Raw genomic sequence first — 13,250 nt, forward strand, 5'->3', positions numbered from 1 at the left:
ACGGACAAAGCCCCCGAGACCGCATGGTCTCGGGGGCTTTGTGTTGGGACGAAAGGTTACTTCTTCTCGCCCTGGGCGGCCACGGCGGCGGCACCGGCAGCGGCGGCCTCGGGGTCGAGGTACTCGGCGGCACCGATCGGCTTGAGGTCGGCGTCCAGACGGTACACCAGCGGGATACCGGTCGGGATGTTCAGCTCGGCGATCTCGTCATCCGAGATACCATCGAGGTGCTTCACGAGTGCGCGCAGCGAGTTGCCGTGGGCGGTGACCAGGACGGTCTTGCCCGAAACCAGCTCGGGGGCGATGGTGCCCTCCCAGTAGGGGAGCATGCGCTCGATGACGTCCTTGAGGCACTCGGTCTCGGGGATCTCACCATCGATGTCGGCGTAGCGCGGGTCGTGAGCCTGCGAGTACTCGGCGTCCGCGGCCAGCGCGGGCGGCGGTACGTCGAAGGAACGACGCCAGGTCTGGAACTGCTCGGGGCCGTACTCGGCGAGGGTCTGGGCCTTGTCCTTGCCCTGGAGCGCACCGTAGTGACGCTCGTTCAGACGCCAGGAGCGGGTGACCGGGATCCAGGCCAGGTCCGCCTTGTCCAGGGCGATGTTGGCGGTCTGGATGGCGCGGGTCAGCACCGAGGTGAACAGCACGTCGGGACGCAGACCGGATTCGGTCAGCAGCTCGCCGGCGCGGGCGGCCTCGGCAACACCCTGGTCGCTCAGGCGAACATCGACCCAACCGGTGAACAGGTTCTTCTGGTTCCAGTCACTGTTACCGTGACGCAGCAGGATAAGGGTATAGGGCTCAGTCATGACACCAGTCTATCGAGGCCCCCGTCGACACGGGGAAAATTTGGCGTGCACGGATACCCGTATGCGGGTGTCGTGGATGCACTACGCTCGGCGGCCGCCGATGCGTGGCAGGCGCGGGATGTCGGCGACCGAGCCTGCGTCGCTCGGGACGATGATTTCCTGGGCAGCAGCCAGCCACCCGGGTTCCTCGTTCTCGCCGACGGGACGGGCAACCTCCAACTCGATGGAGGGATCCACGGCGCGGCGAATCAGGCCGAGTGCGATCGGACCAAACTCATAGTGGTTAGCCACCGAGGTGACCTTACCAACAATGCGTGGTTCACCGTCGCGGAAGGCGCGGATCTCGGCACCGGGTTCGGGCAGGAAGCCCTCCGAGCCGTCCAGGTGCAGCTGGACAAATCGGCGCGGCGGGTGTCCGAGGTTGTGCACCTTGGCGATGGTCTCCTGACCGCGATAGCACCCCTTGTTGAGGTGCACGGCGGAGCGCAGCCAGTCGGTCTCATGCGGGATCGCGTGGTCATCCACTTCGCTCAGCTCTCGCGGACGCCACGCGGCAACCCGCAGCGCCTCGGCCGCAAGTGAGCCGGCGGCCGGGTGCGCGGCGGCGACCTCGGCCAGGGCCGAACGCGGCACAAGCACCTCACGCCAGGTGAAGTCCACTCCCGGGTGAGTTTCGGGGCGCGAGTACTGCCAACCCCCGTCCACCACCTGGGTCCACGGGTCACGCCAGATCAGCGGCACACCGTTCGGTGCGGCGGCGGGCAGGGTTTCGAGGGCGATCCCGCCGTCTCGTTCCAACAGTCCGATCACCGCGAGGTCTTCGGTGCGGTCCAGGATCTCCACCCGGGCACGGAAACGCATCTTGAGCAGCCAGGACACCAGAGCCTCGGCCGACGAAGACTCCGGCAGCAACCACAGCGACACCCCATCATCGATGAGGCCGGCCGCATGCTCGATCCGCCCCTGCGGGCTGAGCACCAGGGTCTCCCCCGAATCGCCCACGGCCAGGGCGGTGACCAAGCCCGAGGTGATCGAGTTCAACCAGGTCAACCGGTCCTCGCCACGCAGTTCAAGAACGGTGCGGGTGGAGAGGTCCACCAGCGCCTTTCCCGCATCCAGCGCGCGCTGCTCCCGCAGCGGATTGCCGTAGTGCGCGGGCACGCCGGGGTCGGCCGGTCCGCGTGTTGCCTCGGTGATCGCCCGGTCCGCGTCGGCGGACGCATCCGTTTGACCCGCCGGAGTGGAATCCACGGTAAACGCATCCGACGGCGCCACGGCCTCGGGCACAATCGCGCCGGGCAGCGCGGCAAACGGGGTTCGCGGGAGCGAGGTCACCTAGTCGACCTTCGCGAGACGTGCGGACGCGTGCGAGGTCAGTTCCTGACCCAGCGCGGCGATGTCCCACGCCCACAGCAGGTGGTTGTCCACCAGCCCGTACATCCGCGTTGCGGCGGTGTAATCCTTGCTTCCGGCCGCGCGCAGCACCGCATCGGTCGCCAAATCGATGCGTGGGCCAACGATCTGGCCCAGGTACAGCTCACTCACGCCATCCGGGTGGATGATCGAGGCTTGAATATCGAAACCGCCGGCGTCATTACGCAGGGTCTCCACACTCTCGGCATCGGTATAGGGGGCGTCGGCGCGGGCGGGGAGCATTGCCGGGCCGGCGTCACCGGGGGTCAGCGGTCGGTGCAAACGCCAGTAGCCGGTCTCCGCCGCGAGCGGCAGAATCTCGGCGACGGTCTCCGACGGGTCGGCGGCGTCCGGGTCCACGGGATCCGCGGCATCGGCATCCGCTGCCACATCGGCAAACCCGACAACGCCGGGAGCCGCGGGCTCGCCGCCAAGAATCCAGGCCTGCGAGCTGTAGTTCAGGTACGACTGACCGTCGTGGCTGAAGCTCACCCGCTGACGAAATTCACGCTCCACCCGCTCATCGCCCACGGGATAGGACAGCACGCCGGTGCCCTCCCAGACGCCGAGCAGCCAGGACAGCGGAACAACCTCGGCCGGCAGACCGGTCGGAATCTCAATCATTCGAGAACCTAGCGCTGACCGCGGTACAGGTTGTACACAACGACGCCTGCCGTGTAGACAATCGCCAGCGATGCCAGGCAGAGCAGACCGATGAAAAACAGTTCAAGTGCGAGCATGGCTCCAGTCTATCCCGCAGCCCGCGAGGATCAACCTTCCGAGCCGATCGAAATCCTGCTAGGCAGCGGGGAGCAGCTTGCCGATCCCCATGAGCGCACTCATCACACCAAGAATCACGACGGAGCCGGCGATGCTGATGGTGACGCGGTCGATGAAGCCGGTCTTCCGGCCACCGCGCAGTTGAATGACAAAACTCAGCATGGTGACCACGGCCAGTGCCACGGCCAGCCAGGAGAAGGCGCTCACGCCGGGGGCGAAGATCCAAATCAGGATCGCCGCAACCAGGGCAACCACCCACACCACAACGATGTCACGGCGGCGCGGCAGGGCGACCTGATCAAATTGACTCATTCTGCCATTGTGCCTGATCCCCCGCTCGGACACCATTCCAAACGCCCGATCCTCAGCTTCGCAGCCACGCCCCAGCCGGGTATGGTCCCGAGTTCCCCGGAAGAAACAGTAGGATAGCCCTACATCTTTGGCGGAGGAACCCGTGGCACGACTCTTGATTCTGACCAGTCAGACCGACACCGAGGTGTTACCCGCGCTCGGGTTGCTGCAACACCGGGTGCGTCAGGTACCCGCACGCGCCGACCAGGTCATGGCCGGTGTCGAGGCCGATGTCCTGGTGGTGGATGGCCGCCGTGATCTGGCCTCCGCCCGTGCACTGTGCAAGATCCTGCACTCGGGTTTCGCCGAGATTCCGCTGCTTCTGGTGCTCACCGAGGGCGGCCTGTCGGTGGTCACCTCGGACTGGGGTGTCGACGATTTGCTGCTGGATGGGGTGGGACCCGCCGAGCTGGATGCCCGCCTTCGACTGTGTATCGGACGCACGCCCGCGCCCACCGTGGCCTCGCCGCTGCAAACCTCCGGCGTGACCATCGACGAATCGTCGTACTCCGCCCGCGTTCAGGGAAGACCGCTGGATCTCACTTATAAAGAATTTGAGCTCCTGCGGTTTTTTGTTGGAAACCCGGGCCGCGTGTTCACCCGCGAACAGCTCCTGAGCGAGGTGTGGGGCTACGACTACTTCGGTGGCACCCGCACCGTCGACGTGCACATCCGACGCCTGCGCGCCAAGCTGGGCGACATGGAACAGCTGATCGTGACCATCCGCAACGTCGGGTACCGCTTCAACCTCGCCGAAGACGGCGCGGGAGAAACCGCGTGAGCCTTCGAATCCGCACCGACCGGGACGCGGGGGAACGAGCCGAGGCGCTGGATACCCTGATCCGCCGCGCACGAGACGCCGATAAGCAGCCCCCGTTCAACGATCAGTCCCGCCTTGCCCTGGCCTCGGGGAATGCCCGCCTGGTCACCCTCGAGGACAGCGATGACACCCTGCTGGGTGCCGCGGTGATCGACGGTGTGGGTTTTGAGGCCGTGATCGATCCGGCTCACCGTGGCCTCGGTCACGGCACCGCCCTGATCGGCGAGGTCCTGGCGGGCAGCTCCGGGGCAGGTCTGGTCTCGGCCTGGGCTCACGGCGATCACCCGGCTGCCGCCGCCCTGGCCCGCACCCACGAATTTGAGCGCGCACGCGTGCTGTACCGGCTGGAGCGCGAGCTGGCACCCGAGGCCCCGGGCCCGGTGACCATTGATCCGCTGGTCTCCACGTTCCGTGCCGAACGCGACGCCGATGACTGGGTCACCCTGAATGCCCGGGTTTTCCGCGACCACCCCGAGCAGGGTGCCCTGCTCCGCGCGGATCTGGACGCCCGCACCCACGAGGACTGGTTCGACCCCGAAAACTTCCTACTGGTGCGCGATGAAACCGGTCATCTGATCGGTTACAACTGGCTGAAGGTGCTACCCGGCGACACCGACGGGGAAATCTACGTCCTCGGTGTGGCCCCGGAAACCGCCGGTCAGGGCCTGGGCAGACGCCTCATGACTGCCGGACTGGCGCGTTTTGGCGAGCTGGGACTGACCACCACCAGCCTGTACGTGGACGACTCCAATCCGGGGGCGCTGGGCCTCTATCGCTCGATGGGTTATCGGACCGACACGATCGACGTGCAGTACCACCGTCCACGGGTTTAGATTCGCTACGAAGTTTTCACAACGTTCACAGATTTCCCGCGCGGCGCGCTAAATAACCTGCCAAGATGGGGAAATGGCTGAAGAAAACGTGGCTCTCTATAGCGGACTCGGCGGCGACGATGATGACTTCGACGCGGTACTGGACGAATCCGACCCCTCGCTCCCCGAGGAGCGTTACCTCGACCGCGAGCTGAGCTGGCTCGCGTTCAACCAGCGCGTCCTGGAGCTGGCCGAGGACGCCTCGCTTCCGGTGCTGGAGCGAGCGAACTTCCTCGCCATTTTCGCCTCCAACCTGGATGAGTTCTTCATGGTGCGCGTCGCCGGTCTCAAGCGACGCATCCTGACCGGCCTGGCCGTGCCGACCAATGTTGGTCGCTCCCCGGCCGACGTGCTGAACGATATCTCCGTCGCCGCCCACGAGCTGCAGGAGCGTCATGCCCGGGCCTGGCGCGACCTGGTGTCCCCGGATCTTGCCCGGGCGGGCATCAGCGTGGTCACCTGGGAGGATCTGGATGAGGCCGATCACGGCCGAATCGACAACTACTTTGCCGATCAGCTGTTCCCGATCCTGATGCCGCTCGCGGTGGACCCCGCCCACCCGTTCCCCTATATTTCGGGGCTCTCGATCAACCTGGCCGTGCGCATCCGCAACACCAAGACCGGCCGCCAGGAATTCGCCCGGCTCAAGGTGCCGCAGATGCTGCCGCGCTTCATCCGCGTGGACCCCACCGAGACGCTGCGTTCGGCACGGTTCATCTCGCTGGAAGACGTCATCGCCAGCCACCTCGGCGACCTCTTCCCGGGCATGGAGATCCTCGAACACCACGTGTTCCGGGTGACCCGAAACGAGGATGTGGTGATCGAGGAGGATGAGTCAGAAAACCTCATCCAGGCCCTCGAGCGCGAGCTGCTGCGTCGCCGCTTCGGTCCGCCGATCCGGCTCGAGGTCAGCGCCGATATGGACCAGGTCACCCTGGGTCTGCTGGTACGCGAGCTGGATATCACCGATCAGGAGATCTACCGCCTGCCGGCACCGCTGGACCTGGGCGGACTGTTCAGCCTGGCCGGGGCCGACCGTCCGGACCTGCACTACCCCAAGCGTCTGCCCACCACGGCCGCCGCCCTGGCACCCTCGGATTCCAACAGCAAGGTCGACTTCTTTGAAGTCATCGCCCGCGGCGACGTGCTGCTGCACCACCCGTATGAGTCCTTCGCGACCAGCGTCCAGGCCTTCCTGGAGCAGGCTGCCTCGGACCCGCACGTACTGGCCATCAAGCAGACCCTGTATCGCACCTCGGGCGACTCCCCCATCGTGGAGGCCCTGATTCGCGCGGCCGAGGCCGGCAAGCAGGTGCTCGCGCTGGTCGAGGTTAAGGCACGCTTCGACGAGCAGGCGAACATCACCTGGGCACGCAAGCTGGAAAAGGCCGGCGTGCACGTGGTGTACGGCCTGGTGGGGCTGAAGACCCACTGCAAGCTTGCCCACGTGATCCGTGAGGAAAACGGATCACTGGTGTCCTACAGCCACATCGGTACCGGAAACTACAACCCCAAGACCTCGCGCATCTACGAGGACTTCGGGCTGCTGACCGCCGACCCGCAGGTGGGCCGCGACCTCACCCGCCTGTTCAACGAGCTCTCCGGCTACGCGATCGAGAAGAAGTTCAAGCGCCTGCTGGTGGCACCGCTGCACCTGCGTAAGGGGCTGCTCAAGCACATCGATACCGAGCGTCGCAATGCCCTGGAGGGTAAGCCCAGCGGCATCCGGATCAAGGTCAACTCGATCGTGGATGAGGCCATCATCGATGCGCTGTACCGGGCCAGCCAGGCCGGAGTTCCGGTTGAGGTCTGGGTGCGCGGCATCTGTGGGCTGATGCCCGGGGTGCCCGGCCTGAGCGAAAACATTCGGGTGCGCTCGATCCTCGGCCGCTACCTGGAGCACTCGCGCATCTTCTCGTTTGTGAACGACGGCGATCAGCACCTCTTCATCGGCAGTGCCGACATGATGCACCGCAACCTGGACCGCCGAGTTGAGGCCCTGGTTCGTCTGGTGGATCCCGGTCACATCACCGAGATCAACGAGCTGTTCGACCTGGCCATGGACGACCAGACCGGAGCCTGGGATCTCCAGGCCGACGGTGAGTGGATCCGTCATGCGTTCGACGACACGGGTGCGCCGCTGGATGATCTGCAGGATAAGCTGTTGCAGCAGATTACCCATCGTCGACGTCCGAGGAACCGTAGGTGAACAAAGCCGTATATGCCGCCGGAGCCCTGTGCTGGCGCCTGATCGAGGGCAAGGTCCATGTCCTCGTCATCCACCGCACCGCCTATGGGGATGTCACCATTCCCAAGGGAAAGGTAGATCCCGGCGAAACACTTCCGCAGACGGCCGTCCGCGAAATTGGTGAGGAAACCGGTCTGTCGGTCAACCTCGGAGTGCCGCTCGGGATGAGCCGCTACCTGCTGCCCTCGGGCAAAACCAAGGTTGTGCACTACTGGGCGGCGTTTGTCAGCGATGAGGCGATCCGTACCTCGCAGTTCCGCCCGAACCGCGAGGTGGCGGCCATCGAATGGGTCACCCTGAAGAAGGCGCGCACCTATCTCACCTACGGACACGATGTCGAAATCGTGGATGTGTTTGACAAACTTGTGGCCGAGGGCGTGACCCATACCTTCTCGATCACGGTGCTGCGCCATGCCAAGGCGGCCTCGGCTTCGGCCGGGGACGGCACCGATGCCGGGCGTCCGTTGACCCCGCGCGGGCTTGACCAGGCCCAGGCGGTGGTTCCGATGATCGCCGCGTTTGGGCCCCGAAAGATCGTCACCAGCGATGCACTGCGCTGTGTCACCACGGTGGCCCCGCTTGCAGCGGCCACCAGCATCACCCCCAAGCGCAGCGGCAAAATCAGCCAGGATGCCTTTGAGGAAGATCGTGCGGACCCGCGCAGCATCATCGGCAAGCGCGTCAGCGCCGGCAAGAACGCGGTGATCTGCTCGCACCTGCCCCTGGTTCCCGAGTTGCTGCGGGAGATCGCGCTGGCCACCGGCAGCGTCACCGGCAGTTACATCCGTTCGGCCGCAGACCTCGCCCCCGGCGACTTCTCGGTGGTGCACCTCTCGGCCACCAACCCGAGTTCGGGCATCATCTCGATCGAGACCCACCCCAATCCGGTATAACGATGCGAATGTTTTTCCGACTCCCGAAAGGTCTTGACCAAGGGTAGGGAGCGGAGTAGCGTTCAGATATTACGACTTACCCGTTTCTCGAGATGAGAGGCGGGTTTGTTCTTTCCCCCGCACACTAATTTCGCGGGGGAGCGTGGGCTCATGGCAAACATCGATAGTACCTATTCGAAGCCGTTTCTCACGGTTCCGGAACAGATCTCTCAGCTGCGCAGTCATGGCCTGGAATGCGGAAGCGATGAGTTTGCCGCAAGTGTGCTTGAGCGTTTCGGGTACTACCGTTTATCGGGCTATTTCCATCCCTACCGCAAGCCGGCACCAGTCAATTCCCGGAGCCGAGGGGCGCGCAACGGTGACTTTGTCCGGGGCGCATCACTGGCTCAGGTGGTTGAACTGTACGAATTTGACCGGATGCTTCGAGAGAAGGTCAGTGCGGTAATCAGCACTATCGAAATTTCATTTCGTTTCTTCCTCGGGCATCGCCTGGGAGCGAGGCACCCGTTCGCGCATCGCCGACCTGAACTCTTGGGATCGTCCATTCCCTCCGACGCCCACCCGCCCACTTCCTACGTGAAATGGCTGCGCGAGTATGACCGGCAGGAGGGACGCTCCCAAGACAGTTTCGTCCTGCATTTCCGCGAGCACTATGGCAAGCATCTGCCCGTTTGGGTGGGCACGGAAGTCATGGGGTTCGGGGTGCTCAACGGGCTCTATCGAATCGCCCCAGACAGCGACCGGGAGGTTCTTGCCGCACGCTTTCAGATCCTGGCTCGGCAGGGCCGAGGAAACAGCGGCGCACTGGCAAACTGGCTGAATCATCTTCGCCATGTACGCAATGTGTGTGCCCACAATGGAAGGCTCTGGAACCGCACCCTTGACGTCCTAATCGAGGCACCATCGGGCGATAACGGCGACCACCTGGCTCATGTGCATTGTCTTTCAGACGCTCGGGTGAAAAACAAGATCTATGGTTCGTTGGTCATCATGCGTCATCTGCTGCTCAGCATCGACCCGGATCGTACCGACGTCATCAAGATCATCAATTTTGTCAGGAAGCGCGCGAGACGCATTGGGTTCTCCCTGGGCGACCTCGGTTTCTCTCCGGGGTGGTCGAGCGAACCGCTGTGGCAGCCGGGATTTCGACTGCCGCGCGCTCCCATGATCGCCGCGAGCCTACTGGATCGGATCCCGTGCTCATCCCAGGTGGGAATTCGAACCCTCCTTGTCTCCACCCCGATGAGCTCGCTCATGTCCACAGGGCACACTCAGCAGGGCGTCCCGACGGGCGGCCCCGCGGCACGCCGCCACCTCTTGACCTCATATCGAAAATATCGTGCGGTGATCGAGATTGAGCTCGCCGGGGTGCGCTATTTCCCCGACTTTCAGTTTCGTGACGGGGCGATCATTAATGCACTCGCGGAAATCAATCAGACATTCGCTCGCATGTGCCCTCGTGCAACACCGGAGCGGGCAGCACAGGCCCAACTGGATTGGTGGCAGACGACGAATGAATGCCTGCCAAGAGGTTCCGACGGAGCCGAACGATCTCCACTCTCACTCCTCACCGAGGTTAGTGAGTCCGAGTTCACTCGAGCGGTAACGGCGGTACATGCCACCGAGAGTTTCGTGCCACCGACCGTGTGTACGCTAACGACATAAAGCCGGATTCCTACCGTTAGGTAAACGCTCGGCAAGATCGTGAAAATGGCCGCCGCGAGATCATGCGGCTCGGCACCAACCGTTCACCCGAGTTAACCTCCCGTTCACCAACGCGCGGCATGCTTGTCACTATCGCGGCATAGCCTCGGCGGTGAGCCGACAGCAGGCTCGCCCCGAATCCACTATGAATGGAAGTACCCGTGAAGTTTTCTTCGGTAGCGCGCGTCTCGGTTGTCGCCGCGATCACCGCCCTCGCCCTCACCTCGTGTGCAGCGAACGAGGGCTCGCCCTCGGCATCCGGGTCGGCCTCCGACTCCCCCGCGGCCAGCAACCTCTCCGGTGAGCTTGTCGGCGTTGGCGCTTCGAGCCAGGGCACCGCTCAGACCACCTGGGGTGCCGGTTTCCAGACCGCCAACGAGAAGGTCACCGTGAACTACGACCCGTCCGGTTCGGGTGCTGGCCGTAAGGCCTTCATCGCCGGTGGTGCCGCATTCGCCGGTAGCGACTCGGCCCTCTCGGATGAGGAGCTCGCCGGTTCCTTCGGTACCTGCAAGGCAGACACCAAGGCCATCGACATCCCCGTCTACATCTCCCCGATCGCCGTGATCTTCAACGTTGACGGAGTCAAGGACCTGAACCTGGACGCCGCCACCCTGGCCGGCATCTTCTCGGGCAAGATCACCCAGTGGAACGACCCCGCGATCGTCGCCCTGAACAAGGACGCTAAGCTCCCCGACGCCAAGATCAACGCCGTGCACCGCTCGGACGCTTCGGGTACCACCAAGAACTTCGCCGACTACCTGAACCAGAACGCACCCGACGTGTGGACCGAGAAGCCGGCCGACGACTTCCCGTACCAGGGTGGCGAGGGTGCTCAGGGTACCTCCGGTGTGGTTGACGCCGTCACCAACGGCACCAACATGATCGGTTACGCCGACGCCTCGCGCGCCGGCAAGCTGGGCGTTGTCAAGGTCAAGGTTGGCGACAAGTTCGTCGGTTACTCGGCCGAGGCCGCGGCCGCCGTCGTCGCAGAGTCGCCGCTGGTTGAGGGCCGTGGAGCCAACGACCTGGCCATCAAGCTGGACCGCAAGACCACCGACGCGACCCACTACCCGATCGTCCTGGTCTCCTACGCCATCGCCTGCGAGACCTACAAGGACCCGGCTCAGGGCACCCTGACCAAGGCGTACCTCGAGTACATCACCTCCGAGGCCGGCCAGAAGGCCGCCGCCGAGAAGGCCGGAAACGCACCGCTGTCGGCTGACCTCTCCAAGAAGGTTGCTACCGCCGTCGGAAGCATCAAGTAACACCCCACATCACACTCGTCGTGGCCCGGCCTTTTGGCCGGGCCACGACGGCGAGACAAGGAGCCGAGGGCACCGTCGACTATGACCACTCAAACCGAACGGCCTAAACCCGTCATCCGTCTGGGTGACCGCGTTTTCGCCCGGAGTACCCTGATCGCTGGAAGCCTCATCCTCGTGGCCCTGGCCGCGGTGGCCATCTTCCTGATCGTTGAAGCAATCCCCGCCCTCGGCGCCGACACCACCGAGCTCAAGGGCTCCCCCTCAAACTTCTGGACCTACGTTGGTCCGCTCGCCTTCGGTACGGTCTGGGCCGCGTTCCTCGCCCTGTTGATCGCCGTTCCGCTGGCCGTGGGAATCGCACTGTTCATCTCCCACTACGCACCGCGCCGCCTGGCTCAGGGTCTCGCCTATGTGATCGACCTGCTCGCCGCCGTTCCCTCGGTGGTCTTTGGTCTCTGGGGCATCAAGGTCCTGGCTCCGGCCGTGCAGCCGGTGTACGCCTGGATGACCGACAACCTCGGTTGGATCCCGCTCTTCTCCGGCCCGGTTTCGGGTACCGGACGCACCATCCTTACCGTCGCGATTGTGCTCGCCGTGATGATCCTGCCGATCATCACCGCGATGGCCCGCGAGGTATTCCTGCAGACTCCCAAGCTGCACGAGGAGGCCGCCCTGGCCCTCGGTGCCACCCGCTGGGAAATGGTCAAGATGGCCGTGCTGCCATTCGGCCGCTCCGGTCTGGTGTCCGCCTCGATCCTCGGCCTCGGCCGCGCGCTCGGTGAAACCATGGCCGTCGCCATGGTTCTCTCGCCCAGCACCGTGATCTCCTTTGTGCTGCTGCAGTCCGAGAACCCCAACACCATCGCCTCGAACATCGCGCTGAACTTCCCCGAGGCCCACGGCACCGGCGTCAACGTGCTGATCGCAACCGGTCTGATCCTGTTCGTGATCACCTTCGCGGTGAACTTCATTGCTCGAGCCATCGTCGCGCGTCGTAAAGAATTCTCGGGAGCCAACTAATGTCCACCGTCGCCCCGATTGCTAACGCCCTCACCGCGGGCAAGCTCCCGCGCTACACGCCGGCCTGGGTCCTGCTGGGATCCGCGATCATCATCACCGGTATCGCCCTGCTGATGGGCAACCCTTCGATCCCCGGCATCGTGGTGGTCACCGCGGTCCTGTTTGTGGTCCTGGTGTACCTCCTCTCGCTGGTTGTCGAAGGCTCGCGTAAGGCCAAGGACCGCCTGATGACCTCGCTGGTCACCCTGGCCTTCCTGCTCGCGCTGGTGCCGCTGATCTCGGTGGCCGCCACCACGATCGGCCTGGGCCTCGCCCGGTTCGACCTGGAGTTCTTCACCACCTCGATGCGGAACGTCACCGACGCCGGCGGTGGAGCGCTGCACGCGATCGTGGGAACCCTGCTGATCACCCTGGCCACCGCGATCATCTCGATCCCGATCGGTATCCTGACCGCCATCTACCTGGTCGAGTACGGCCGCGGCAAGCTGGCCAAGTGGATCACCTTCATGGTCGACATCATGATCGGTATCCCCTCGATCGTGGCCGGTCTGTTCGCCTACGCGCTGTTCGCACTGATCTTCGGACCCGGCATCCGCCTGGGTATCGCCGGATCCATCGCGCTGTCGCTGCTGATGATCCCCGTGGTGGTGCGCTCGACCGAGGAAATGCTCAAGCTGGTTCCCAACGAGCTGCGTGAAGCATCCCTCGCCCTGGGTGTTCCCAAGTACCTGACGATCCTCAAGGTGGTTCTGCCCACCTCGCTGGCCGGTATCGTGACCGGTTCGCTGCTCGCGGTCGCCCGCGTGATCGGTGAGACCGCGCCGCTGCTGATCGTGGCCGGCTTCACCCAGTCGATGAACTACAACCTCTTCAGCGACCGGATGATGTCCCTCCCGCTGTTTGTGTACTCCTCGTACTCGCAGCAGGGTGCCGACCCGCAGCAGTTCCTCGACCGTGCCTGGACCGGCGCGCTCACCCTGATCCTGATCGTGATGGCCCTGAACCTCCTCGGTCGCCTGATCGCCCGCATCTTCTCCCCGAAGCTCTCCCGATAGAAACCCGAAGGAATAGT

Annotated in this window: 12 protein-coding genes; 8 read left to right on the plus strand and 4 right to left on the minus strand. The window is 64.3% G+C overall.

Annotation, left to right across the window (positions count from 1 at the left end):
* Positions 1-56: 56 nt before the first annotated feature.
* From M2390_RS14720 to M2390_RS14735, 4 genes are all read right to left on the minus strand, one after another.
* On the minus strand, positions 57-809 hold the full coding sequence (locus M2390_RS14720; protein ID WP_030148185.1) for a phosphoglyceromutase: 753 nt from the start codon (positions 807-809) through the stop codon (positions 57-59).
* Between the two features lie 81 nt (positions 810-890).
* Positions 891-2,006 carry a folate-binding protein YgfZ gene (locus M2390_RS14725; RefSeq protein ID WP_259180001.1) on the minus strand — a complete coding sequence of 372 codons (1,116 nt, stop codon included), beginning with the start codon at positions 2,004-2,006 and terminating at the stop codon, positions 891-893.
* 138 nt (positions 2,007-2,144) lie between these two features.
* Positions 2,145-2,846 (minus strand): FABP family protein, encoded by a 702-nt coding sequence (locus tag M2390_RS14730; RefSeq protein ID WP_259179838.1) that lies wholly within the window; start codon positions 2,844-2,846, stop codon positions 2,145-2,147.
* 174 nt (positions 2,847-3,020) lie between these two features.
* Positions 3,021-3,314: a hypothetical protein gene (locus M2390_RS14735; RefSeq protein ID WP_259179839.1), complete on the minus strand. Its 294-nt coding sequence runs from the start codon at positions 3,312-3,314 to the stop codon at positions 3,021-3,023.
* 142 nt (positions 3,315-3,456) lie between these two features.
* On the opposite strand from M2390_RS14735, the gene M2390_RS14740 reads away from it, so the two are divergent.
* The 8 genes from M2390_RS14740 to pstA all read left to right on the plus strand — a co-directional run bounded on the left by M2390_RS14740 (position 3,457) and on the right by pstA (position 13,233).
* Positions 3,457-4,134 carry a response regulator transcription factor gene (locus M2390_RS14740; RefSeq protein ID WP_259179840.1) on the plus strand — a complete coding sequence of 226 codons (678 nt, stop codon included), beginning with the start codon at positions 3,457-3,459 and terminating at the stop codon, positions 4,132-4,134.
* Complete coding sequence (mshD, locus tag M2390_RS14745; protein WP_259179841.1) at positions 4,131-5,006, plus strand: mycothiol synthase; 876 nt, start codon at positions 4,131-4,133, stop codon at positions 5,004-5,006. Before M2390_RS14740 ends, mshD begins: the two co-directional genes overlap by 4 nt.
* A gap of 73 nt (positions 5,007-5,079) precedes the next feature.
* Positions 5,080-7,254: an RNA degradosome polyphosphate kinase gene (locus tag M2390_RS14750; RefSeq protein WP_259179842.1), complete on the plus strand. Its 2,175-nt coding sequence runs from the start codon at positions 5,080-5,082 to the stop codon at positions 7,252-7,254.
* Positions 7,251-8,186: an NUDIX hydrolase gene (locus M2390_RS14755; protein ID WP_259179843.1), complete on the plus strand. Its 936-nt coding sequence runs from the start codon at positions 7,251-7,253 to the stop codon at positions 8,184-8,186. Before M2390_RS14750 ends, M2390_RS14755 begins: the two co-directional genes overlap by 4 nt.
* 150 nt (positions 8,187-8,336) lie before the next feature.
* Positions 8,337-9,851 carry an Abi family protein gene (locus M2390_RS14760; RefSeq protein ID WP_259179844.1) on the plus strand — a complete coding sequence of 505 codons (1,515 nt, stop codon included), beginning with the start codon at positions 8,337-8,339 and terminating at the stop codon, positions 9,849-9,851.
* Between the two features lie 200 nt (positions 9,852-10,051).
* A complete protein-coding gene (gene pstS, locus M2390_RS14765) occupies positions 10,052-11,158 on the plus strand; it encodes a phosphate ABC transporter substrate-binding protein PstS (protein ID WP_259179846.1) in 1,107 nt (368 codons plus the stop codon).
* An 81-nt stretch (positions 11,159-11,239) separates the two neighbouring features.
* Positions 11,240-12,178: a phosphate ABC transporter permease subunit PstC gene (pstC, locus tag M2390_RS14770; protein WP_259179847.1), complete on the plus strand. Its 939-nt coding sequence runs from the start codon at positions 11,240-11,242 to the stop codon at positions 12,176-12,178.
* On the plus strand, positions 12,178-13,233 hold the full coding sequence (pstA, locus tag M2390_RS14775) for a phosphate ABC transporter permease PstA (protein ID WP_259179850.1): 1,056 nt from the start codon (positions 12,178-12,180) through the stop codon (positions 13,231-13,233). Before pstC ends, pstA begins: the two co-directional genes overlap by 1 nt.
* Positions 13,234-13,250 lie beyond the last annotated feature (17 nt).

It is taken from the genome of Mycetocola sp. BIGb0189, assembly GCF_024810155.1.
Lineage (GTDB): Bacteria > Actinomycetota > Actinomycetes > Actinomycetales > Microbacteriaceae > Mycetocola > Mycetocola lacteus.